A 22,363-nucleotide genomic window follows, 5' to 3' on the forward strand; every position below is an offset into this window, starting at 1 on the left:
GTGGCCGAACCGATTACGGTTCGGCCACGCTGCTGTTCGGAGTGCGTCGGATCGGTGCCGTCGCCGACGTCGTGATCCGGCGCCGACGACGTGTTCGCGTCGTCGTCGCATCGCGGGCGCCGCCCGCGTCCACACCGCCGGTCGGCTCGGCCCCTCCAAGCGGCCGGGCGCCTCCCGCCGACGTCGTGGTCCGGCTGCCACACTGACCTGGTGACGAACCGTTCGATCGCCGCGATCGTGTGCGCCGTCGTCGCCGCGATGCTGTTCGCGGTGGCGTCGGTGGCGCAGCAGCGTGCGGCCGCCGCGGTCCCCGGCGACGCGTCGCTGGTGCGTTCGCTGCTGCGGAACAAGCGGTGGTGGGCCGCGATCGTCGGCGATGCCGGCGGGTACGGCATGCAGGTGCTCGCGCTGGCCTTCGGCGCGGTATTGGTCGTCCAGCCCATCCTGGTGAGCTCCCTGGTCTTCGCGTTGCCGCTGTCCGCGCGGTTGAACCATCAGCGGATCACCGGCCGGGCCGCCGCGACGGCGCTGGTGCTCGTCACCGCCCTCGTCCTGTTCCTCGTCATCGGCGATCCGACCGCGGGCGAGCAGACCGCGCCGCTGCGAGAGTGGCTGGTGCCCTTGGCGATTCTGCTGAGCGTCGTCGCGATCGCGACGCTGGCGGGGGTGCTGCTGCGCAATCCGTCCGAGCGGGCGCTGTGCCTCGGACTCGCCGGTGGCGCGCTGTTCGGCCTGGCCGCCGCCCTCACCGATCGCGTGGTCACCCTGTTCGGCGACGGGCCCGGCAGCGTGATCACCGGCTGGCAGACCTGGGCTCTGGTCGGGGCCGGTCTGCTCGGCTTCTACCTCCAGCAGCGGGCCTACCAAGCCGGACCACTGTCGGCCTCCCTGCCGGCCGCGGCGGTGGCCGAACCGCTGGCCGCCGCCTTCCTCGGCCTCACCGCCCTGAACGAGCAGCTGCGCACCGACGATCTCGGCCTGGTGGCGGTCGTGACCTGCGTCGTCGTGATGTGCGGGGCCACCGTCGTGCTGTGCCGGACGCAGGCGGCGCCGCTGCCGGAAGCGGCCGACACCGCGCACTGAGGTGCCGCCCACGGCAGACCTCACCCGGCTATCATCGAACAAGTGCGATTTCTTCCGGGACCCCAGCCGCCGTACGACCTGACCTACGACGACCTCTTCCTCGTCCCGAACCGGACCGATGTCGCGTCCCGGTTCGATGTGGACCTGGCCAGTGTCGACGGGTCCGGCACCACCATCCCCCTCGTGGTCGCGAACATGACGGCCGTCGCGGGCAAGCGGATGGCCGAGACCGTCGCCCGGCGCGGTGGCCTCGTCGTCCTGCCCCAGGATCTGCCGATCCCGGCGGCCGCCGACACCATCGCGTTCGTCAAGAGCCGCTCGCTCACCGCCGACACCCCCGTCACCCTCGACCCCGACCACTCGGTGTCCGACGCGGTGGCGCTGATGCACAAGCGCGCGCACGGCGCGGTCGTGATCGTCGAGGACGGCAAGCCGGTCGGCGTGGTCACCGAGGCCGCCTGCGCGGACGTCGACCGGTTCGCGCGACTGCGCGAGGTCGCCTTCACCGATTTCGTCCAGGCCCCCGTCGACGAATCCCCGCGCGAGATCTTCGACCGCCTCGCCGAGGCGCACGCCCAGCTCGCCGTACTCACCCACACCGACGGCACGCTGGCCGGGGTGATGACCCGCACCGGCGCGATCCGGGCCGGCATCTACACCCCCGCGATCGACGCGAACGGCAAGCTGCGGGTCGCCGCCGCGGTCGGCATCAACGGTGACGTGGCGGCCAAGGCGAAGGCGCTGGCCGAGTCGGGCGCGGACGTGCTCGTCATCGACACCGCGCACGGCCACCAGGCCAAGATGCTCGAATCGCTGCGCGCCGTGGCCGATCTCGGCCTCGGCGTGCCGCTGGCCGCGGGCAATGTGGTCTCCGCCGAGGGCACCCGCGATCTGGCCGCGGCGGGCGCCACGATCATCAAGGTCGGGGTCGGCCCCGGCGCCATGTGCACCACCCGCATGATGACCGGCGTGGGCCGCCCGCAGTTCTCCGCGGTGGCCGAATGCGCCGCGGCGGCCAAGGAACTCGGCGTGCACGTGTGGGCCGACGGCGGCGTACGGCACCCGCGCGATGTCGCGCTGGCGCTGGCGGCGGGCGCGTCGAACGTGATGATCGGCTCCTGGTTCGCCGGCACCTACGAATCCCCCGGCGACCTGCGTGTCGACCGCGACGGCAATGCCTACAAGGAGAGCTTCGGCATGGCCTCCAAGCGGGCCGTGGCCGCCCGCACCGCCGCCGACAGCGGCTTCGACCGGGCCCGCAAGGCGCTGTTCGAGGAGGGCATCTCCAGCTCGCGCATGCGCCTGGACCCCGAGCGCCCCGGTGTCGAGGACCTCATCGACCACATCTGCTCGGGCGTGCGCAGCTCCTGCACCTACGCCGGCGCCCGCTCGCTGCCGGAGTTCCACGAACGCGCCGTGCTCGGCGTGCAGTCCGCGGCCGGATTCGCGGAGGGCCGCCCGCTGCCCAGCGGCTGGTGACGACCGACCGACCACGGCCGATCGGCACGCCGGTGCCGATCGGCCGCTGTCGTTTCCGCCGGTCCACCGGTCGGCCCACCCGCGCCGCTGACACATCATCGGTGGGGACCGATTACTATGGAGTTGCCGATCTCGGCAGTGCTTTCTTCCCCACTCGAAAGGATCCAGTTGTCACCCGCGTCCAAGGGCGCCACACAGGAGGGTTCCTCTACGGAGCCGGGTGACCAACCCGGCGTCCTCCTTTCCGCAGCGTCCGTTCGATCCTCCGATCTCCCCACGGCATCACCCGGGTGGTGCTGAGGATGTCCATCGTTGTGACCGTGCTCAGCCTTCTCGGCTTCGTCGCACTCACCCTCGGCACGGCGCTCTTCGTCGCCGCCGAGTTCTCGCTCACCGCACTCGAACGCAGCACCGTCGAGGCCGCGGCCCGCGAAGGTGACGTCCGCTCCCGGCTGGTCAAGCAGGCCCACCACACCCTGTCGTTCCAGCTCTCCGGTGCGCAGCTCGGCATCACCATCACCACCCTGATCACCGGCTTCATCGCCGAGCCCGTGCTGGCCCGGCTGCTGGACCCGCTGCTGGACGCGGCCGGTCTGAGCCCGAGCGCCGCGCACGGCGTCGCCCTGGTGGTGGCGCTGGTCCTGGCGACCTCGCTGTCGATGATCTACGGCGAGCTCGTGCCGAAGAACATCGCCATCGCCAAGCCGATGGCCACGGCCCGGCTCACGGCGGGCCCGATGATCGGGTTCTCGGCCATGTTCAAATGGTTGATCCGGTTCCTCAACGGCGCCGCCAACTGGATCGTGCGCAGGCTGGGCATCGAGCCCGCCGAGGAACTGCGGTCGGCCCGCTCGCCGCAGGAGCTGGGTTCGCTGGTCCGCACCTCGGCGCTGCGCGGAGCAATGGACCAGCGCACCGCGCAGGTGATGGACCGCTCGCTGGAATTCGGTGAGCGCAGCGCCGAAGACCTGATGACACCGCGGGTGAAGGTCGAATCGCTCGATCGCGACGACACCATCGCCGACCTCATCGCCGCCTCCGCCCGCACCGGATACTCCCGGTTCCCGGTCATCGACGGCGACCTGGACAACACGCTGGGCGTCGTGCACGTCAAGCAGGCGTTCACCCATCCGGCGCATCTGCGCAAGCAGATCCCGCTGAGCAAGCTGGCCGTCGCGGTCCCGATCGTGCCGGCCAGTCTCGACGGCGACGCCGTGATGGAGCGCGTGCGCGCCGACGGCATGCAGGTCGCGCTGGTCGTCGACGAGTACGGCGGCACCGCCGGCATGGTGACCATGGAGGACCTGATCGAGGAGATCCTCGGCGACGTGCGCGACGAGCACGACGAGGAGGAGCGCGATGTCCGCCGGGTCTCCGACGGCTGGGACTGCTCGGGTCTGCTGCGCATCGACGAGGTGTCGCGCGCGACCGGATACGAAGCGCCGGAAGGCGAATACGAGACGCTGGGCGGCCTCGTGCTGACTCAGCTCGGCCGGATCCCGGCCACCGGCGACGAGGTGGTGCTGCCCGAATCCCGCGGTTCCGGCGGCGGCTGGATCGCCCGGGTGGAACGGATGGACGGCCGGCGCATCGATCGGGTGCGGTTGATCCCGGTCGACGCGGCGAACCTCGCGGCACGGGAGCACAACCATGGGTGATCTGNCGCATCGATCGGGTGCGGTTGATCCCGGTCGACGCGGCGAACCTCGCGGCACGGGAGCACAACCATGGGTGATCTGTTCGGCATCGTGCTGACCGTCGTGCTGCTGGCGGGCAACGCCTTCTTCGTCGCCGCCGAGTTCGCGCTGATCTCGGCGCGGCGCGACCGGCTCGAGGCTCTTGTCGCGCAAGGCAAGAAGAACGCGAAGACGGTCATCGAGGCGGGTGAGAACCTGTCGATCATGCTGGCGGCGGCTCAGCTCGGCATCACCATCTGCTCGATCCTGCTGGGCCGGGTCGGTGAACCCGCGGTGGCGCATCTGCTCGAGCGCCCGTTCGAGCTGCTGGGCTTGCCCGATCAGCTGCTGCACCCGGTTTCGTTCACCCTCGCGCTGACGCTGGTGGTGATCCTGCACATCCTGCTGGGCGAGATGGTGCCGAAGAACATCGCGCTGGCCGGGCCGGAACGCTCGGCGCTGCTGCTGGTGCCGATCCACCTGATGTGGTTGCGGATCGCGCGCCCGCTCATCGCGCTGTACAACTACCTCGCCAACCTCTCGCTGCGGATGCTGCGGGTGGAACCGAAGGACGAGCTCGACGCGACGGTCTCCACGGTGGAGCTGGCCGAGATGATCGGCGAGTCCCGCTCGGAGGGGCTGCTCGACGAGGAGGAACACCGCAGGCTGACCCAGGCGCTGGGCACCTCGGAGCGGATCGTCGGCGATGTGATGGTGCCGCTGGCGCAGGCGCGCTCGGTGCCGTTGCGCGGCAACGGCACCACGCTCGGCGACATCGAGGCCGCGGTCGGCGAGACCGGGTTCTCGCGCTATCCGGTGCGCGCGGCCGACGGGTCGCTGGTCGGCTATCTGCACGTCAAGGATGTCCTCGACAAGGTCGCCGACGACACCGCCGGACCGGAGACGCAGATCCCGCGCACCGACATCCGCCCGCTGCCGACGGTCAGCTCCGGCACCACGCTCTACGAGGCGCTGGCGCGGCTGCGCCGGACCAACAGTCACCTGGGGCGAGTGGTGGACAGCCGGGGCAACACGGTCGGCGTGGTCGCGCTGGAGGATCTGATCGAGGAGTTCGTCGGCACCGTGCGCGACGGCACCCACCGGCTCGCCGAATGAGTTCCGTGACACCGGATCTCGCGCTCGTCGACACGGGGTAACAGGCATCTCGGGAACGGCTCGACCACATCGGTCGGGCCGTTTCTCGTGCGCTGCGTGACTCGCGCCCTTGACTAATTGGTAACCGATGAGTTACCAATAGAGGATGGATGTGTTCGAGGCGCTCGCCGATCCGGTACGTCGCGACCTGCTCGTTCGGCTCGCCGGGGCACCGGCCCGGGTCGTCGATCTCGCCGCCGAATACCCCATCAGCAGGCCCGCGATCAGCAAGCACCTGCGCCTGCTCACCGAGGCGGGGCTCGTCGAGGCCGAACCACAGGGCCGCGAACGGCACTATCGCCTCGCCCCCGAGGGCCTGGCCCCGTTGCGGGCCTACCTGGAGCAGCTGCCCCTGATCAGGCCACTGATTCCGGAGCACGCGCTCGACGGTCTCGACCTCGAGGTCCGCCGCACCACCCGGGAACGCCGGGCCACCACCGGCACCGCCACCGACAAGGAGCAGACAGCATGACCATCCCCACCGCGACCGGACATCGCCGCGATCTCGCCGACGGCACCTATTGCGAATGGACGCGCACCTTCCGCGCCCCGATCGAGGACGTCTGGGCCGCCGTCACCGAGCCACACCGGCTCGCGCGCTGGCTCGGCACCTGGACCGGCGACCCGGCCACCGGCGAGGTGAAGTTCCAGATGCTGTTCGAGGGCGAGATGCCCGCCGAACGCTTCCACATCGACGAGTGCGATGCCCCGCACCGGCTGCGGATCACCACCGCCATGCCCTACGACGGGGACAACCCCGAGCACTGGCAGCTCCGTCTCGATCTCTCCGAAGAAGCGGGCATCACCACCCTCGTCTTCGCCCAGAACGTGCCCGACCCCACCATGGCCGAGGGCGTCGGCCCCGGCTGGGACTACTACCTCGATCGCCTGGTCGCCGCCGAAACCGACCAGGACCCGGCCACCGTCCGTTTCGACGACTACTTCCCGGCCCTGTCCGAGCACTACCGCAAGGAATTCGGCGCGACCGACTGATCCCCTCTTGGTGCCCGCTCCCCTCCGGGCAAGCAGGCCGTCGCCGACGTCACCAGCGAACAGTCCCGTCACCGGCGTGAGTTCGGGGTGGCTCCGCCGCGTCGAACCGATGCGGGAGAATGTCCCGGTGAGCGCGCATGACGACCTGGACCATGCTCTCGGCCCGCGGGTGCTGCCCGCGGTCGAGTGGCAGGCCCGCGCGCGGGCGCATCGGGAGCGGCTCGACGAGCTGGTCGGGCCCTACCTCGAACGCCGGGCGGCGGGCACCACCCATCCGGTGATCGACTTCCTGTTCACCTACTACGGCCACAAGCCCGCGCAGTTGCGACGCTGGCATCCCGGGTTCGGCATCGCCCTGAGCGACGCGCGCGAGTACGCGGGCGCTCGCGGCTACCACCGGGTCGACGCCGACGTGTATACCGCCGACCCGGCCTACCTGGCGAAACGGCGCGACACGATCGCCTTCGTCGAACGGCTGCTGAGCGCGACCGCCCAGCGTCCCACCCACCTGTCCTGCTTCGGCCTGCACGAGTGGGCGATGGTCTACCGCACCGACGACGTCCGTCACCAGCAGGTCCCCCTGCGCCTGGGCCACGCCGGTACCGACGCGGTCGTCGAGTCGATGTCGCTGCGCTGCACCCACTTCGACGCCTTCCGCTTCTTCACCCCCGACGCCGTCGGCCGCAACGCCGAGCCCCTCACCCGCGCCGACCAGATCCTGCGGGAACAACCCGGCTGCCTGCACGCCAACATGGACCTCTACAAGTGGAGCTTCAAGCTCGCTCCCCTGATCCCGTCGGACCTGCTGCTGGACTGCTTCGAACTCGCCTGCACCGCACGCGAACTCGACATGCGCGCCAGCCCGTACGATCTGCGCGAATTCGGCTACGAGCCGGTCCGCATCGAAACACCCGGCGGCCGCGCCGACTACGTGCGGGCCCAGGCCGCGGTGGCCGAGAGCGCCGATATCCTGCGGGACCGCCTGCGCCGCGCCTGCGCCGAGCTCACCTCGGCGCAGGCGCGGATCGAGCGGACGGTCTAGCTCGGCTTCTCGTCGGCGTCCTCGGTGGGTTCGGTGACCAGGGCGAAGTCGCCCTCGTGTTGTTCGGTGCCCTTGTCGACGGCGACCTCGACGAGTTCGATGCCGCGGTCGGCGCGCAGGATCAGGGGGTCCTCGCGGAGGTCCTTGTAGAGGGAGACACACATCGCGGCCATCACCACCAGGAACGGCAGGGAGACCACGGTGGTGAGGGCTTGCAGGCCGGTGAGGGCGCCGCCCAGGTCGTCGGAGTCGGCGATGACCAGCATGATCGCGGCGACGGCGCCGGTGGCGGCGCCCCAGAAGATGACGATCGGGCGGGAGGGTTCGATGCTGCCGCGTTCGGACAGGGTGCCCATCACGATCGAGGCCGCGTCGGCGCCGGAGACGAAGAAGATGCCGACCAGGATCATCACGACCACCGTGGTGATCGAGGTGATCGGGTACTGGTCCAGCAGGTGGAACAGCGCGAAGTCCGAGTCGACCGTGCCGTCGGGCTCGGTGAGGTCGCCGTGCTCGGCCTGTTCGGCGATGCCCGCACCACCGAAGATCGCGAACCACAGCAGGCTGACCACGCTGGGCACCAGCAGCACGCCGGTGACGAACTGGCGGATGGTGCGGCCGCGGCTGATCCGGGCGATGAACATGCCGACGAACGGGGTCCACGAGATCCACCAGGCCCAATAGAAGATCGTCCAGCTCGACAGCCACCCTTGCATCGCCTCGTCGCCGGCGCCGGTGCGGGAGGCCATCGTCGGCAGCATCTCCACGTAGTCGCCGATCGAGGTCGGCACCATGTTCAAGACGAACAGGGTCGGCCCGGCGACGAAGACGAACGCCGCGATCGCCAGCGCCAGCACCATATTGATATTCGACAGCCACTGGATGCCGCGCTCGACACCCGAGACCGCCGACAGCACGAACGCGACGGTCAGGCCCGAGATGATGGCGACCAGGCCGATCTTGCCGATGCCGTCGATCCACCCGTTGAACTCCATGCCCGCGCCGATCTGCAGGGCGCCGAGACCGAGCGAGGCCGCCGAGCCGAACAGGGTCGCGAAGATCGCCATCATGTCGATGGCGCGCCCGCCGATGCCGTCGGCGTGCCTGCCCAGCAGTGGCCGGAACACCGCGGAGATCAACTGCGAGCGGCCCTTGCGGAAGGTGCCGTAGGCGATGGCCAGGCCCGCCACCGCGTAGATCGCCCACGGGTGCAGCGTCCAGTGGAACAGCGTGGTGGCCATGGCGACCTCGGCGGCCGCCGGGGTGCCGGGTTCCGCGGTGTGCGGCGGCGGAGTCACGAAGTGCGACAACGGTTCCGCCACACCCCAGAACATCAGGCCGATGCCCATGCCCGCGCTGAACATCATCGCGATCCAGGAGACGGTGCGGAATTCGGGTTTCTCGTCGTCGGCGCCGAGCGGGATCCGGCCGTAGCGGCTGACGGCCAGCCAGATCACGAACACGACGAACGCCGTGGCGACCAGGACGAACAACCAGCCGGTGTTGGTGATGACCCATTTCTGCGCGGTGCCCGCCGCCGAGGCCAGGCTCTCGTCGTCGAGGACACCCCAGGCGACGAAGGCGAGTGCGCCGATCGCGGTGGCGCAGAAGACGAACAGATCGATCCGGGGCTTGCCCGGCGATCGACCGGCAACCCGGCCACCGTCCGCGTCCGCGGCTCCGGACCTGCCTACGACATCGTTCGACATGGAATCCGAGTCCTTTCCGGTCGCGGAAGACGGCCCTGACACACGCGCAGTCGTAACGCAGGCAACCGTACAGCGTTACCCCACCGGGGTGGGGGACCCCGACCCGCCGGTCGAGCGGCCGTTCGGCGAAATCGCCCGCGCCGAGGGGCCGCCCGACTTACCATCCAAAGCAGCGACTGCTGTCTGAGTCAGTTTGGTCGCAGGGCATGATCGGGAGGCAACGATGCGCGCACGGTCGGGACGGACGGTCCTGCGATTCACGGCTTCGGCCGCGGTCGCGGTGCTGGTGGCGATGGGGGTGCCGGCGGGATCGGCGGCGGATCCGTTCGCGGATCTCACCGGTGCCGTGCAGGAATTCCTGGATGTCGGACGAACATCGGTGCCGCGGGCCGACTGTGGACCGGGTTCGCTTCCCGAGACGGGAATGCAGGGCGACGTGCCCGCCGCTGACCGAGACAGTGGCCGCAGCACGCAGGGCTACCGCTGCAATATGTCGATGGTCGGCAACTACCAGGGGCGCGGGGCTGGCATCACCTCCACCAGCTTCGAGCACTGCGCCTATGTCGGCACGTTCTTCCCCGGCAACATGCTCAGCGAGCAGCAGGGCGTGCAGGTGCTCGACGTGTCCGATCCGGCGAACCCGCGTCGCACCGCGACGCTGGCCGAGCCCGCCATGCTGGCCGGGACCTGGGAGACGTTGAAGGTCAACACCACTCGCAAGCTGCTGGTCGGCACCGGGGTCCCGGTCGGGATCGGCGCGGGCTATCTGTCGGTCTACGACATCTCCGACTGCGCGCACCCGCGACTGCTCAATCCGGGCACCGGCTCGAATCTGCTGATGCCGCTGCCGATCACGACGCACGAGGGCGGCTTCTCCCCCGACGGCCGCACCTATTGGGCCTCCGGGATCGCGCCCGGCTTCCTGAGCGCGATCGATCTCACCGACCCCGCCCACCCCCGCGTGATCTGGCAGGGACTGACCGGAATCGAGGCGCACGGCCTCGGCGTCAGTCCGGACGGCAACCGGCTCTACATCTCCGCGCTCGGCGGTTTCACCGTGCTCGATGTGAGCGCGGTGCAGCGGCGCGACCCGAATCCGCAGGTGCCCCACCTGGGCCGGACCTTCTGGACCGACGGGTGGGCCACCCAGCACAGCGTGCCGGTGACCTACGACGGTGTGCCGCACGTCTTCACCGTCGACGAAGGCGGTTCCGGCGGGGTGAAGCTCATCGATGTCTCGGTCGACGGTGATCCGCGGATCACGGCGAAGATCAAGCTGGAGATCAATCTGCCGGCCAACATCGATGCCAATGTCGGGTCGTCGATGGGCGGTTCGGCGTTCTCCTACGAATCGCACTACTGCGCGGCGGATCGCCCCGGCGATCCGACAGCGCTCGCGTGCGGATGGATCTCGTCGGGGATCAGGGTGTTCGACGTGCGCGATCCGGGGGCGATCCGCGAGATCGCGTACTTCAACCCGCCCGCGCGGACCGGCCGCAACCTGGAGGTGTGGAACTCACCGCACGCGCTGGCCTCGATCATCGGCGTTCCGGTGATGAGCGCGCCCGCGGCTCTGCGGGCGATGGCCGAGGGGCTGTTCGATCCCGCCCAGGTGCTGACTTCGCGGGCGGGCGACATCGCGTTCGGCGACATGTCGAGCGATTGGTGTTTCTCGCCGCCGGAGTGGCGAGGCGACCAGCTCTATGTCACCTGTTCCGACAACGGGTTCATGGTGCTGCACCTCGACAACGAAGTGTATTCGCCGCCGGCGGATCAGCAGTCGACCGTGGGGTCGTGAGGGTGGGGCGCGCGATGCGGGTCGCGGCCCTGGGGGCGGCCGCGGTGTTCCTGATGGTGCTCGGCGCGGCGCTGCGGCCGTTGCTGATCACCGAGACCGCCACGCCCGCACCGGTACTCGACGCGGTCGAGCTGGGCTTCGTGCAGGACATGACCGCCCACCACCAGCAGGCGCTGATCCTCACCGAACGTCTCGATCCCGCCGCCGATCCGGCCGTGCGCAAGATGGCCGACCAGATCGCCGCCGTCCAGCGGGTGGAGATCGGCACCCTGCTCGGCTGGACCCAGCTCGCGGGCGCGGCTCCGATGTCGGCACAGCCGATGACGTGGATGGCGACCTCCCCAGGGCACCACCATGATTCGACGACGGCGATGCCGGGTATGGCCACCCCCGCCGACCTCGACGCGCTGTCGGCCGCGCGCGGCGCCGACGCCGAAACCCTGTTCCTGCAACTGATGTACCGCCACCACTCGGGCGGGGTCACCATGGCCAGGGCCGCCGACGCCCTGCTCACGTCCGGGCCGGTGAAACAGGCCGCCCGCGCCATGGCCCAGGCCCAGAGCCAGGAACTCGGCTACCTCGGCATGCTCCTGGACGCCCGGGGCGTGCGTCCCTGAACGACCCGGCGCTCCACCCGGCGGGTCGCTACGATGCGATCGGGGATCGGGCTCCGGGGGGGCACGGCTGCGCGCGAGGAGCGGCCGGGGATCGCGCCGAGGGTGATGTGTCCGAATCCGCACGAGCGGGGCTGCCGCCGGGTGAGCACAACGTCATCGTGGGGCAACTGGCCAGAAAATCGCAGGCAATGGCCGATGCGCACGATGAGTCGGATTGTCGGTGAATTGTGGGCGGAGGCTGGACGTGGTGGTGAGCGCGCGAGCGGGCGTGGTTGTTCCGGCCGTGGGATGTGGGCTGGCCGAGGTGCGCGCACTGATCGCCGCGCGTCTGCGACCGATCGGGGTCAGGGAGCTACCCGTGGCCGACGCGATCGGCGCCACGCTGGCCACCGCACTCACGACCGGCGGGCCACTGCCCCGCGTGGACAGTGCGGCGATGGACGGCTACGCCGTCGCGGGCCCCGGACCGTGGTGGAGCCTGCACCAGCAGGTCCGCTACGCAGGCCGCGGCTGCTCGGTGGTGCTCGCGCCCGGTGAGGCAGTGCGGATCGCGACCGGCGCCGCCACCCCGCTGGGTACCACCGCCACGCTGCGCGACGAGCACGTGGTGCAGACGACCGTCTCGGGCAAGCCGGTGGTGATGCGCGCGCCGGGCGCCCCGGTGCGCGACGACACCCGCCGCCAGGGTGAGCACTGGGACAGCGGGGTCGAGCTGGCGCGCGCGGGCACCCGGGTGTCGGCCGCACTGGCCTCGGCGGCCCTGAGCGCCGAAGCCGAGACCGTCACGGTGCGCGGCCCGCTGCGCGCCGACGTCGTGATGACCGGCGACGAGATCCGCGCGGTCGGCCCGCTCGGCGCGAACGAGACCAGGGACTCCCTCGGTCCGGTGCTGCCCCAGTTCCTGCGCTGCTGCGATATCGAGAGCACCGGCCTGTGGCATCTGGCCGACGGCGAAGACCTGCTGCGCTCCTGGCTGACCCTGAAATCCCACGCCGACCTGGTGGTGATGGTCGGGGCGACCGGGCGCGGCGCCGCCGACCACCTGCGCACCCTGCTGGCCGACCTGGGCGCCCGGATCGTGGTCGAACGCGCCGCCATCCGGCCGGGCGGCTCCACTCTGGTCGCCCAGCTGCCCGACGGACGCGTACTGCTCGGGCTGCCCGGCAATCCGTTCGCCGCGATCGCGGCGCTGCTCGCCATCGGCCCTGCGGTGGTCGATGCCCTGACCCAGCGGACACCGGGGCCCACCATGTGGGGGCGGCTCTCCGACGCCGGCGTGCTCGAAGGGGCCTCGACCCGCCTGGTTCCCGTTCAGCAGCAGACCGGTGGTGTGTGGCGCAGTACCGGACCCGCGCACACGCCGCACCTGGCCGGGCTGATCGGCTGCCAGGCCCTGGCCGTGCTGCCACCCGGCACCGGCCGGGGCACGCTGGTCGAGCTGCTCCCGCTCCCGCACTGACCCCGGGGGCTAGTGCCGGCGCCCGCAGCGCGGAAAGACCGCCCGCGCGGCCTCGTCGGCGACGTCGACGAGGATATGCGCCAACCGGCTCGTGCCGGGTGCGCGCGGCCCACCGAGCCTGCCCGACAGCGACAACGCGGCGACCGCCCCGGGCGCCCGGCCCCGGATCGGCACCGCCACGCACACGACACCGGCGACCGATTCCTCCCGATCGACAGCGATCCCCTGATGACTCCGGACGCGATCGAGCTCGCGGTGCAGTTCGGCCCGGCGACCGATCGTGCGGGGCGTCCGCTGCGGCAGCCGCTCCCGGAACGCCAGCTCGACGACGCTCGGCTCCAACGTGGCCAGCAACGCTTTGCCGACCGCTGTGCAGTGCGCGGGCATCCGGCCGCCGAGCCGGGTGGGGATGCTGTCGCGGGAACGGCCCGCCGCCTTGTCCAGGTAGAGCACTTCGGGACCGTCGAGCACACCGAGGTGCCCGACCATGCCGGTCCGCTGACACACCTCGTGCAGCAGCGGACTCACCGCCTCCCTGATCTCGTTGTGCTCGACCGCGAGCCCGCCGACCTCGAGCGCCCGTGTCCCGAGCCGGTAGCCGCCCGGCGCGTGGGCCAGCCAGCGCAACCGGACCATCTGATCGATGATGCGGTGCACGCTCGAGCGGGGCAGGCCGGTGCGGTCGGCCACCTCGAGCAGCGAGCGGACCGGGTCGGGCCCGTCGAACGCGTCCAGGATCGCCGTCATCCGCTCGATCATGGACGACGGCGGCGGACCGCTGTGCTGCGCGGACCGGGGCTGGACGGGTACATCGACCGTCATGGGGCACCTCATTTGCCTAGCGATGGTGTCCCCCATCACAGTGCCGTCCCGGTGGTGCGCGGGAATCGCGGAAACTACGGAGATCGCACGGCGACTACGGATGTTTCCCCGTCACCCCCGTCCCCACACTCGGCACAGGGTTGCACTGCGCGCGGATTCGGTCCCACTCAGTGGCAGGCCGGGCCCGCCCTGTGGGACCGCCTGCCCCGTGTCACCGCGACGGTGTCACCGTCAGAGGGAGTTCCGGCTGGCCCAGGCGGCGATCTGGGTGCGCGAGGTGAAGCCGAGTTTGGTGAGGATGTGGTCGACGTGGCTCTCGGCGGTGCGGATCGAGATCACCAGTTCCTGCCCGATCCGGCGATTGCCGTAGCCCTTGGCGATCAGGCGCGCGACATCGCGTTCCCGCCGGGTCAGTATTTCCATCCCGCCGGGTTCGGCGGCCGGGGCCTGCGCCGACGAGGTGTCCATCGCGTAGTCGACGGCGTCGTCGAGGGGCAGCGCGGCACCCGCGGCGAAGCACGCCCCGAACTCCCGCTCGCCCAGTGCGGCGAGGACCTGATCGCGCACTCCCCGACCGATGAGCTGGGTCATCGCGTGCGCCAGCCGTTGCGAACTGCCCCGGCGGACCGTCGATGCCACGCCCATCAGGCGGGCCGCGCGCACCAGGTCGCCGTCGGCGGCGGCCGCCCAGGCCAGGCCGTCCACGCTGGTGGCGAGCCAGGCGCACCGATCGAAGAGCTGGAACAGTTCGATCGACCGGCGCAGCGCCGCGACCGCGCTCCGCTGATCACCGTCACGCCACTGCTGGGTGCCGACCGCCCAGTAGGCCAGCCCCCCGAGCAGGTGCGAGCCGTGCTCGGTGGTCACCGCCAGCAGCCGCTCGGCCATGGCACCGGCGATCGGGTCGTCCAGGGCCAGCGCGCAGACCGCGGCGAAGGCCAGGCTCTCCATCTCCACTTGGGGGTGCGCGCACTCGTGCGCGCTCATCGACGAGGCCACCGAGATGTCCAGCGCCCGATGCAGCTCGCCCGCCCCGAAGGCCAGCACCGCGCCCGCCATCGCGGTCTCGACCTGCACTTCGGCCGACCCGGTTTCGACCGCGATCTCGGTACCGGCCCGCACGAATTCCGCCGCCGTCTCGGTCTCGGAGAGCATGGCCGCCATCACCGAGCTCGCGGCCAGCGCCCTGGCCCGACAGACCGTGCGCTCGGTGTCCTTCGCCAGCGCCGCGGACAACCAGCGGTAGCCCTCCAGCAGGAAGTGACAGTGCTCCCAGAACGGCCACAGCTCCGTCGCGATCTCCAGCGCCCGCCGCGCACCGGCCGGATCGCCGAGTGAGAATTGCAGTGCGGCACGGAGATTGGCGTGCTCGCGGCTGACGTCGCGGAACCAGTCGACGTCGGTGGCGCTCCAATAGTCGGTGCGCCCGCGGCACGCGAGCCGGTAGTAGTACTCGCGATGGCCGACGCGCACCGTGTACTCGGTGCCGCGTGCCCGCAGCCGCTCGCCGGCGAACTGACGCAACGGCTCGAGCATCGAGTACCGGCCTGCGCCGTCGCCGCCGGGCCCGTAGGCCAGCACCGACTTCTCCACCAACCCCGTCAGCGCGGCCAGCAGCGCGTCCGGCGCATCGACCAGGCAGACCGCTTCGGCGGCGTCGAGGTCGAAGCCACCCGCGAACACCGACAGCTGCTCCCACAGCGACTGCTCGTCGGGAGTGCACAGGTCATAGCTCCAGCGGATCGCCGAGGCCAAGGTCTGCTGCCGGTGCGGCGCGGTCCGCAGTCCGGTGGTGAGCAGACCCATCGCGTCGTCGAGGCGGGTGAGGACCTGTTCGGGGGTGAACATCCGCATCCGCAGCGCCGCCAGTTCCAGCGCGAGCGGAATACCGTCGAGCCGTCGGCAGATGGCGGCCAGGGTCGCCGCGTTGGCCGGGGTCCGCCGGAAGGCCGGGTTCGCCGCGCTCGCGCGATCGACGAGCAGCCGGGCCGCGGGACTGTCGAGCTCGCCGGAGTCCGGGTCGGGCACCGACAGCGGCGCCACCGGCAGGACCTGCTCGCCCGCGACGCCGAGCGGCTCACGGCTGGTCGCGAGGATCCGCAGGCCGGTCGTCGCGGGGATGATCCGGTCCGCGAGCGCCGCGCACGCGCCGATCACGTGCTCGCAGTTGTCCAGGATCAGCAGGAGATCGCGGTCGGCCAGGAAGTCGGTGAGCACGGCCAGCGGGGCGCTGGTGTCATCGCGCAGGCCGAGCTCACGCGCCACCGTCGGAGCGACCAGGTTCTGGTCGCTGACGTGCGCCAGCTCGACCAGCCACACACCGTCGGCGAACGCCCGCTGCACGGCCTCGCCGACCCGCCTGCTCAACCGGGTCTTGCCGACCCCGCCCACCCCGGTCAGGGTGAGCAGCCGGGTACCGGCGAGCAACTGCTTGGCCGTCGCGACATCGTCATCGCGGCCGACGAAGCTGGTCACTTCCGCCGGGAGGTTCCCGGACACACGCCTGCCCACGCCCGCTACTGTCGCACGCGCGCCGAGGCCGGTGGCGGCTTTCGGCACACTCGCGCGCAGGCGGGGGCGGCCGGGACCGCTCGGCTCAGCCGTGGTGCGGCGGCTGCCAGGGACGGCCGTACGGATCGTCCGGGCGCGACGCGGGCGGCTGCTGCTGCGGGGCGATCGGCGGCGGTGTCGGTAGCGGCGAGGGCTCCACCGGCGCAACGGTTTTCGGTCGTGGCGGCTCGAAACCCTCGACGGGGGTGCGAGCGGTGGCCTCGGCGGCGCGCACGGCCTGCTCGATCTTGGGGTCCGACGCGGTCTCGAACCAGTCGGCGACGTCGGAGTCGTCCTCGATCTTCACCGGCGGATGGTCCTCGGTCGACGGCTCGTAGCGGAACACCCCGTCCTCGCCCTTGGTGGCGAAGTTCTGGGCGAAGCCCTCGAGCGCCTTGCCGAAATCGCTGGGCACCAGCCACACCTTGTTGGCGTCGCCGCGCGCCACCATCGGCAGCGTCTGCATGTACTGGTAGGCCAGCAGCTCCGGCGTCGGCTTGCCGTTCTTGATGGCGGCGAACACCTTCTCGATGGCCTTGGCCTGGCCCTGGGCCTGCAGGTAGGAGGCGGCGCGTTCACCCTGCGCGCGCAGGATGCGGCTCTGCCGCTCACCCTCGGCCGACAGGATCGCCGACTGCTTGCCGCCCTCGGCGGCCAGGATCTGCGCCTGCTTGGCGCCCTCGGCCGTCTTGATCTGCGATTCGCGGGTGCCCTCGGCGGTGAGGATCATCGCCCGCTTCTCGCGGTCGGCCTTCATCTGCTTCTCCATCGATTCCTGGATCGACGGCGGCGGATCGATGGACTTGAGCTCGACCCGGGCCACGCGCAGGCCCCAGCGACCGGTCGCCTCGTCGAGGACGCCACGCAGCTGGTTGTTGATCTGGTCGCGGGAGGTCAGGGTCTCCTCCAGCGTCATCCCGCCGACCACGTTGCGCAGCGTGGTGACGGTGAGCTGCTCGACGGCGGCGATGTAGTTGCTGATCTCGTACACCGCGGCCTGCGGGCTGGTGACCTGGAAGTACACCACCGAGTCGATCTGCAGGGTGAGGTTGTCCTGGGTGATCACCGGCTGCGGCGGGAAGGACACGACCCGCTCACGCAGGTCCACCTTCGCGCGGACACGGTCGGCGAACGGGACGAGGAATGTGAGCTGACCGGACACGGTGCGCGAGTAGCGTCCGAGCCGTTCGATCACCGCCGCCTCGGCCTGCGGAACGAGGGCGATCGATTTGAAGACCACCACCACGACCAGCAGGACGAGGACAGCGGCCACGATCAAGGCAACCATTGCTAGGGACCCTTCCAGACGACGGCGGTCGCGCCGTCGATCTTCATCACATAGACGGTCACGCCGGCGTCGTAGACTTCGGTCGGGTCCAGCGGTCGTGCGGTCCAGACCTCACCGCCGAGCTTCACCTGACCCGAATGCGCCGCGACCTGTTCGAGGACGAGCGCCGACTTCCCCGGCAGCGCATCGACATTGGTCGGAATCGGGGGCGGGGAACCGAATTTGCGGCGCAGCACCGGCCGCACCCCGAGGAACAGCACGCCCGCGACCGCACCGAACACCAGCGCGTCGCCCCACAGCGGTAGGTCCGCGGCGGCGCTGATGCCCGCGGTGCCCAGCGCGGCGACACCGAGCATGAGCAGGGTGAGATCCCCGGTGAGCATTTCCGCCGCCGCGAGGACGATGCCCGCGATCAGCCAGACTATTGCGGCCACCATCCCAGACTAGCCGCGATAACGGCTTTCTGGGCGGCCTCGCCGACCCCGGCCGCGATCATGGGGTCCAACCGCTTTCGCGCGCCGCTACCGCCGCCGGCCTGCCCGCGCCTCTAAGCTCGGCCGGGTGAGTGGGCGTGACATGTACGGCGGCGACATCTATTCCGGACACCGGCGGACCAAGAAGACACCGGTGCCGAAGGTGAGCGCCGACCGGGATCTGGTCGTGGAGGACGCGGCGAGCGGATTCTGCGGCGCGGTAGTCGGTTTCGATCGCAGCTACGACGGCGACTTCGTCAAACTCGAGGACGGGCGCGGCGCGGTCCGGCTGTTCGCGCTGCGCGAGGCGGCCTTCCTCATCGACGGCAAACCGGTCACGCTGGTACGGCCGACGGCGACCGCGGCGGCCAAACAGCCGACCCGGTCGGCCTCCGGATCGACGCGGGTCGAGGGACTGCGCGCCCGGGTGGCCAGGACCAGTCGGATCTGGGTGGAGGGCGTGCACGACGCCGCCCTCGTCGAACGGGTCTGGGGTCACGACCTGCGAGTGGAGGGCGTCGTCGTCGAGCATCTGGAGGGGCTGGACAATCTCGGCGGCAAGCTGACCGAATTCGGGCCGGGCCCCGGCGCGCGGGTCGGCGTGCTGGTCGACCACCTGGTGACCGGTTCCAAGGAGACCCAGCTGACCACCGGCCTCGGCCCGCACGTCTTGGTGACCGGGCATCCGTTCATCGATGTGTGGCAGGCGGTGCGGCCCGCCGCGGTCGGTATCGAGGCCTGGCCGACTGTCCCGCGCGGCGAGGACTGGAAGACCGGGATCTGCGCGCGCCTGGGCTGGGGAACACCGCAAGAGGGGTGGCGGCGCGTCTACAACGCCGTCGACTCGTTCCGCGATCTGGAGGCGCCGCTGATCGGCGCGGTCGAACGGCTCATCGACTTCGTCACCGAGCCGGAATAAGTCCACCCGCAGGTCAGACAGGCCCTCAGTGCCCGCACACGATCCCGGGCAAACCTTTATGCTCGATGATTATGTGCTCTCCCAGTGCCACGCTGACGCTGTGGGCCGGCTCCTGGCTGGCCGGTACCAGCGCGCCCGACGACGTCCTGGAGGCACTGCACGCCTGGGCGGCACGACACACGCTGGCCGCGGGTGACCCGGTCACCGGCGGCCGCACCGACCTCCCGTGGACCTCGCGGGGCGAGTCCGTCGGCACCGGAGTCATGCCGCTGCTCAAGGTGATCCGCGAAGCGATGGCACCCGAGGGCGCGCACCTGCGCCTGGTCCTGCCCGCCCCCGGTGACGTGCGCGGGCTGCCGGTCGGCACCGCCTTCGCCGCCGACGCGATCGACGCCGAGGAGGGCCTGCTGCTCGGTGTCCCCGGCGAACAGGGCACCGGCTTGATCCCGCAGTGGGATGACGACGAGACGCTGCAATGGACCGTGTACAGCGTCGACATCCCGCACGTCACCGGGCCCGACATGTCGCTGGGCGAAGCCGAATACACGATGCGCGAGTCCGTCCGCGACGCCGCCGACGCGCTCATGCAACTGCACACCACCTCCGTCGGCACCGGCGACGCGGACCCGCGCGAGCAGATCGAAGCGCAGCTGGCAGCGTACTCCCGGCACGCCTATCCCGACTCGATCCCGTTGCGCGCCAAGCGCATTCTCGACACCGCCGACCATGTGGCCGCGATCCTCACCGTCGCCCAGCACGAGCCCGCGTCCGCGCCGACCTCGGCCAGCGCGATCGGCGCGCACGAGTCGCTGCTGCGGCCACTGTGGAACACCATCAGGGAAGCCCGGCTGGTGGCGGTACACGCCGCCGCCGGGCCCGCCCGCTAGCCGCGGTCAGCGCCGGTAGGGCTGCTGATACTGCGGCTGTCCCTGGTACGGCGCGTACTGCTGCGGATACGGCATCGGCTGCTGCGCCGGGTACGGCTGCGGATACTGCGCCTGCGGATACTGCGGCGGGTACGGCTGCTGTTGCGGGTACGGCTGCTGCTGCGGGTATCCGTGTGGCTGCTGGTACTGCTGCGGATACGGCTGCTGATACTGCTGCGGCGGCATCGGCTGGGGCGCACCGGCATTCGAGCCGCTGCTGAGCTTACGGATCACCACGACGGCGACGATCACCACGACGATGATCAGGATGGTGATCCACAGCCAATCGGGCAGGCCGATCCCGACGCTGGTTCCCCCGCCACCACCGCGGCGGGCCAGCACACCGTCCGGCATGTGGGCATGATTCATCGGGCCTCCCCCGTCTCGAACATCCACCTTCCCTCGAAGGTCTGCGCGCAGATGCTAGCGCAGCGGATATCCGAAGTGGCAAGCGCCGGTTCGGAATCCGTTCACCTCGCGCTCAGCGGCAATCGTGGGCGGGTGGGACGGCGCCCGGGGGAAAGAAGTCGATCCGGCTGGCCTCCGAGCGCGGCAGCAGGAAGGCGACCCCGCCCGCCCGATTCCAGGACTTCGGGAGCAGCAGGTACTGATTCCCCGACTGCAGAACGAGTTTGAGGCCGTCGTAGCGGAAGTGGTAGGCGGTATCGGGCGCGGGGCAGGTGAGTTCGGTGACGCCGGGAGCCGCCAGACCCAGGCGCTTGTCCGAATACACCGAGACACTGGGCTGGTCCGGGAACTGCGCGACCTGCTCGATCGCCCGTCCGGTGCCGACCGCCGCCGAATAGTCCGCGACCGCCCAGAACAAGCCGACCCCGACGAGCGCGAACACCGCACCCCACTCCCCCGCGGTGAGCACGTCCCCGACCGGTTCGGCACCACCGCGCGCGGCCCGCCGCAACCGCACCGCGGCGACGACCAGCACGACACCACCGACCAGACACAGCCCCGGCGCCCCGACCAGCGACCGCAGCGGGGTCGCGACAACGATGCTGACCAGTCCGGCGGCCACGAGCACACACCCGACCACCATGGTCACACCCACCAGCCGACGACGCTGCGCCTCACTCAGCCGCGGCACCACGAACTCCCGGAACACCCTGCGTCCCAGCAGATACAGCAGGAACAGACAGGCCCCGGCCGCGAGCGGAATGAACAGCGAATCCTGACTCCGCATCAGATAGTCCTGCGTCGTCAACCCGATCGTCGTCGAGTTCACGCCGAAGTAGTCGAAGAACCAGAAGGCGTGCGACCACCCGAAGAAGAACAGCAGCGCGGTCACCAACGTGGTCGGCGCGGCGAAATTGCGGACCATCGGACCGAGGCGGGACAGGCCGGTCTCGGCGGGCGGCGGGGCCGGGGCACCCGGGGCCGGGGTCGAGACCGGCGCGTCGGTCGTGGGGGCCGCCGCAGGCGCGTCCGAGGCGGGGACGGGGGTGGAGGTAGGGGCCTCCGTGGTGAGGGTGGGTCGCGGTACACCGTTTACCCGGTGTGTGCTGTTTCCGGGGTCGGCCGGGGTGGTGTCTGTGCTCATGTCGTCCTCCTTTGCCTCGCGGTTCAACCGCCGGACGGTGCCGGTGAGACTTCGGTGCCGCCGGTGTCCGCAGGGTCGTTCGGGGTGTCGTCTCCGAGGCGGGAGCTCGTGTTTCCAGCGGTCCCGCTGCCGTCGCCGGGCCCGCCACCCGAAGTCCCGGCGCCCGTTCCACCGGTCGTCCCCGAGCCGGGACCGGTTGTCTCGCCGCCGCTCGTACCCCCGCCGTTGCCAGCACTGCCGCCCGTCGAACCGTCGCCGCCGCTAGTGCCGCCGGCGGCCCCGCCTCCACTGGTCGTCCCGCCGGGCGTCTCGTCTCCCCCAGTCGTTCCCTCTCCGCCGGGCGTTCCGCCACCCCCAGCCGTTCCCTCCCCGCCGGGTGCTCCGCCTCCGCCGCTGCCCGCTGTTCCGTCACCGCCGGTCCCGCTACCTGCGCCACCACCACCGGTGGAACCGCCGCTGCCGGCCGGGCCTGCGCCACCGGTTCCGGTGCCGCCGTTGTCGTCGGTGGTCGGGCACGGCTCGCTGCCGGACAATTGCACCGTGACCGGGGTGCCGGGGTCGACGGATCCGTTGGACGGCGAGAGTCCGCTGAAGGTGCAGACGCGGGCGTCCGGGGTTCCCAGGACGAAGGAGAGCGCGAGGCAGGTCGGGTCGTGTCCGGCCTCCTGGCAGGCCGTGGCGACGGCGGCTTCGATCCGTCCCTTCAGCTCCGGGGTGAACGGGCTGCCGATTTCGGTGAAGGACGGGATCTTGACCGGGGAACCCTTCGCCTGGTTGCCACCGGGCTTCTTCGCAGGCGCCGGGCCGCCGCCGGGAGGCCGG

General features: G+C 70.8%; 20 protein-coding genes. 13 read left to right on the plus strand and 7 right to left on the minus strand.

Annotated elements, in window-relative coordinates; translation table 11 throughout:
- Nucleotides 1-210 precede the first annotated feature (210 nt).
- From V8688_RS24030 to V8688_RS24060, 7 genes are all read left to right on the plus strand, one after another.
- The gene (locus V8688_RS24030; RefSeq protein WP_342801742.1) at nt 211-1,083 is read left to right on the plus strand and encodes a DMT family transporter; all 873 of its coding nucleotides are present in this window, start codon (nt 211-213) and stop codon (nt 1,081-1,083) included.
- Nucleotides 1,084-1,125: 42 nt separating this feature from the next.
- Nucleotides 1,126-2,562 (plus strand): GuaB1 family IMP dehydrogenase-related protein, encoded by a 1,437-nt coding sequence (locus V8688_RS24035; RefSeq protein ID WP_342801743.1) that lies wholly within the window; start codon nt 1,126-1,128, stop codon nt 2,560-2,562.
- A gap of 302 nt (nt 2,563-2,864) precedes the next feature.
- Nucleotides 2,865-4,220, plus strand: coding sequence for a hemolysin family protein (locus V8688_RS24040; RefSeq protein WP_316575268.1), 1,356 nt, complete (start codon nt 2,865-2,867; stop codon nt 4,218-4,220).
- A gap of 69 nt (nt 4,221-4,289) precedes the next feature.
- Entirely contained in the window at nt 4,290-5,354 is a 1,065-nt protein-coding gene (locus V8688_RS24045) for a hemolysin family protein (protein ID WP_218716528.1), read from the plus strand.
- Nucleotides 5,355-5,499: 145 nt separating this feature from the next.
- Nucleotides 5,500-5,865, plus strand: a complete 366-nt coding sequence (locus tag V8688_RS24050; protein WP_218716527.1) for a metalloregulator ArsR/SmtB family transcription factor — start codon at nt 5,500-5,502, stop codon at nt 5,863-5,865.
- Entirely contained in the window at nt 5,862-6,386 is a 525-nt protein-coding gene (locus tag V8688_RS24055; RefSeq protein ID WP_218716526.1) for an SRPBCC family protein, read from the plus strand. Before V8688_RS24050 ends, V8688_RS24055 begins: the two co-directional genes overlap by 4 nt.
- 127 nt (nt 6,387-6,513) lie before the next feature.
- The gene (locus tag V8688_RS24060) at nt 6,514-7,428 is read left to right on the plus strand and encodes a 3-methyladenine DNA glycosylase (protein ID WP_342801744.1); all 915 of its coding nucleotides are present in this window, start codon (nt 6,514-6,516) and stop codon (nt 7,426-7,428) included.
- Here the strand turns inward: V8688_RS24060 and V8688_RS24065 are convergent.
- On the minus strand, nt 7,425-9,137 hold the full coding sequence (locus V8688_RS24065; protein WP_218716525.1) for a BCCT family transporter: 1,713 nt from the start codon (nt 9,135-9,137) through the stop codon (nt 7,425-7,427). The two genes, V8688_RS24060 and V8688_RS24065, sit on opposite strands and share 4 nt — an antisense overlap.
- Before the next feature lie 223 nt (nt 9,138-9,360).
- Here V8688_RS24065 and V8688_RS24070 point away from each other — a divergent pair, with 223 nt between their 5' ends.
- The 3 genes from V8688_RS24070 to V8688_RS24080 all read left to right on the plus strand — a co-directional run bounded on the left by V8688_RS24070 (nt 9,361) and on the right by V8688_RS24080 (nt 13,011).
- Nucleotides 9,361-10,935, plus strand: a complete 1,575-nt coding sequence (locus tag V8688_RS24070; RefSeq protein WP_342801745.1) for a hypothetical protein — start codon at nt 9,361-9,363, stop codon at nt 10,933-10,935.
- Nucleotides 10,932-11,552 (plus strand): DUF305 domain-containing protein, encoded by a 621-nt coding sequence (locus V8688_RS24075; protein WP_342801746.1) that lies wholly within the window; start codon nt 10,932-10,934, stop codon nt 11,550-11,552. The genes V8688_RS24070 and V8688_RS24075 overlap by 4 nt, the downstream gene beginning before the upstream one ends.
- A 250-nt stretch (nt 11,553-11,802) precedes the next feature.
- Nucleotides 11,803-13,011, plus strand: a complete 1,209-nt coding sequence (locus tag V8688_RS24080; protein WP_308248363.1) for a molybdopterin-binding protein — start codon at nt 11,803-11,805, stop codon at nt 13,009-13,011.
- A gap of 9 nt (nt 13,012-13,020) precedes the next feature.
- Here V8688_RS24080 and V8688_RS24085 read toward each other — a convergent pair whose 3' ends face one another.
- The 4 genes from V8688_RS24085 to V8688_RS24100 all read right to left on the minus strand — a co-directional run bounded on the left by V8688_RS24085 (nt 13,021) and on the right by V8688_RS24100 (nt 18,105).
- On the minus strand, nt 13,021-13,833 hold the full coding sequence (locus V8688_RS24085; protein WP_342801747.1) for an IclR family transcriptional regulator: 813 nt from the start codon (nt 13,831-13,833) through the stop codon (nt 13,021-13,023).
- Between the two features lie 231 nt (nt 13,834-14,064).
- On the minus strand, nt 14,065-16,344 hold the full coding sequence (locus V8688_RS24090) for a LuxR C-terminal-related transcriptional regulator (RefSeq protein WP_308248362.1): 2,280 nt from the start codon (nt 16,342-16,344) through the stop codon (nt 14,065-14,067).
- Nucleotides 16,345-16,429: 85 nt separating this feature from the next.
- Complete coding sequence (locus V8688_RS24095; RefSeq protein ID WP_218716522.1) at nt 16,430-17,671, minus strand: SPFH domain-containing protein; 1,242 nt, start codon at nt 17,669-17,671, stop codon at nt 16,430-16,432.
- Between the two features lie 2 nt (nt 17,672-17,673).
- Nucleotides 17,674-18,105 carry an NfeD family protein gene (locus V8688_RS24100; RefSeq protein ID WP_218716521.1) on the minus strand — a complete coding sequence of 144 codons (432 nt, stop codon included), beginning with the start codon at nt 18,103-18,105 and terminating at the stop codon, nt 17,674-17,676.
- Nucleotides 18,106-18,247: 142 nt separating this feature from the next.
- Between V8688_RS24100 and V8688_RS24105 the strand changes: the two genes are divergently transcribed.
- Nucleotides 18,248-19,063, plus strand: coding sequence for a DUF3097 domain-containing protein (locus V8688_RS24105; RefSeq protein WP_316575405.1), 816 nt, complete (start codon nt 18,248-18,250; stop codon nt 19,061-19,063).
- Between the two features lie 71 nt (nt 19,064-19,134).
- Nucleotides 19,135-19,950 (plus strand): hypothetical protein, encoded by an 816-nt coding sequence (locus tag V8688_RS24110; protein ID WP_218716519.1) that lies wholly within the window; start codon nt 19,135-19,137, stop codon nt 19,948-19,950.
- A 6-nt stretch (nt 19,951-19,956) separates the two neighbouring features.
- Here the strand turns inward: V8688_RS24110 and V8688_RS24115 are convergent, their stop codons facing one another.
- Both V8688_RS24115 and V8688_RS24120 read right to left on the minus strand, forming a co-directional pair.
- Nucleotides 19,957-20,358, minus strand: a complete 402-nt coding sequence (locus V8688_RS24115) for a hypothetical protein (RefSeq protein WP_342801748.1) — start codon at nt 20,356-20,358, stop codon at nt 19,957-19,959.
- Between the two features lie 112 nt (nt 20,359-20,470).
- The gene (locus V8688_RS24120; protein ID WP_342801749.1) at nt 20,471-21,541 is read right to left on the minus strand and encodes a hypothetical protein; all 1,071 of its coding nucleotides are present in this window, start codon (nt 21,539-21,541) and stop codon (nt 20,471-20,473) included.
- 540 nt (nt 21,542-22,081) lie between these two features.
- Between V8688_RS24120 and V8688_RS24125 the strand changes: the two genes are divergently transcribed.
- Nucleotides 22,082-22,363: hypothetical protein (locus V8688_RS24125; protein ID WP_342801750.1), on the plus strand; the 282-nt coding region annotated here is incomplete at its 3' end.

Source organism: Nocardia sp. No.11 (genome assembly GCF_038752175.1).
Taxonomy (GTDB): domain Bacteria; phylum Actinomycetota; class Actinomycetes; order Mycobacteriales; family Mycobacteriaceae; genus Nocardia; species Nocardia canadensis.

Excerpts from the sequence above, each read along its gene's own strand:
- V8688_RS24040 (WP_316575268.1), top strand. The coding sequence starts at position 2,865 with ATGTCCATCGTTGTGACCGTGCTCAGCCTTCTCGGCTTCGTCGCACTC.
- V8688_RS24085 (WP_342801747.1), bottom strand. The coding sequence starts at position 13,833 with ATGACGGTCGATGTACCCGTCCAGCCCCGGTCCGCGCAGCACAGCGGT.
- V8688_RS24115 (WP_342801748.1), bottom strand. The coding sequence starts at position 20,358 with ATGAATCATGCCCACATGCCGGACGGTGTGCTGGCCCGCCGCGGTGGT.
- V8688_RS24045 (WP_218716528.1), top strand. The coding sequence starts at position 4,290 with ATGGGTGATCTGTTCGGCATCGTGCTGACCGTCGTGCTGCTGGCGGGC.
- V8688_RS24050 (WP_218716527.1), top strand. The coding sequence starts at position 5,500 with ATGGATGTGTTCGAGGCGCTCGCCGATCCGGTACGTCGCGACCTGCTC.
- V8688_RS24070 (WP_342801745.1), top strand. The coding sequence starts at position 9,361 with ATGCGCGCACGGTCGGGACGGACGGTCCTGCGATTCACGGCTTCGGCC.
- V8688_RS24110 (WP_218716519.1), top strand. The coding sequence starts at position 19,135 with ATGTGCTCTCCCAGTGCCACGCTGACGCTGTGGGCCGGCTCCTGGCTG.
- V8688_RS24065 (WP_218716525.1), bottom strand. The coding sequence starts at position 9,137 with ATGTCGAACGATGTCGTAGGCAGGTCCGGAGCCGCGGACGCGGACGGT.
- V8688_RS24120 (WP_342801749.1), bottom strand. The coding sequence starts at position 21,541 with ATGAGCACAGACACCACCCCGGCCGACCCCGGAAACAGCACACACCGG.
- V8688_RS24055 (WP_218716526.1), top strand. The coding sequence starts at position 5,862 with ATGACCATCCCCACCGCGACCGGACATCGCCGCGATCTCGCCGACGGC.
- V8688_RS24105 (WP_316575405.1), top strand. The coding sequence starts at position 18,248 with ATGTACGGCGGCGACATCTATTCCGGACACCGGCGGACCAAGAAGACA.
- V8688_RS24095 (WP_218716522.1), bottom strand. The coding sequence starts at position 17,671 with ATGGTTGCCTTGATCGTGGCCGCTGTCCTCGTCCTGCTGGTCGTGGTG.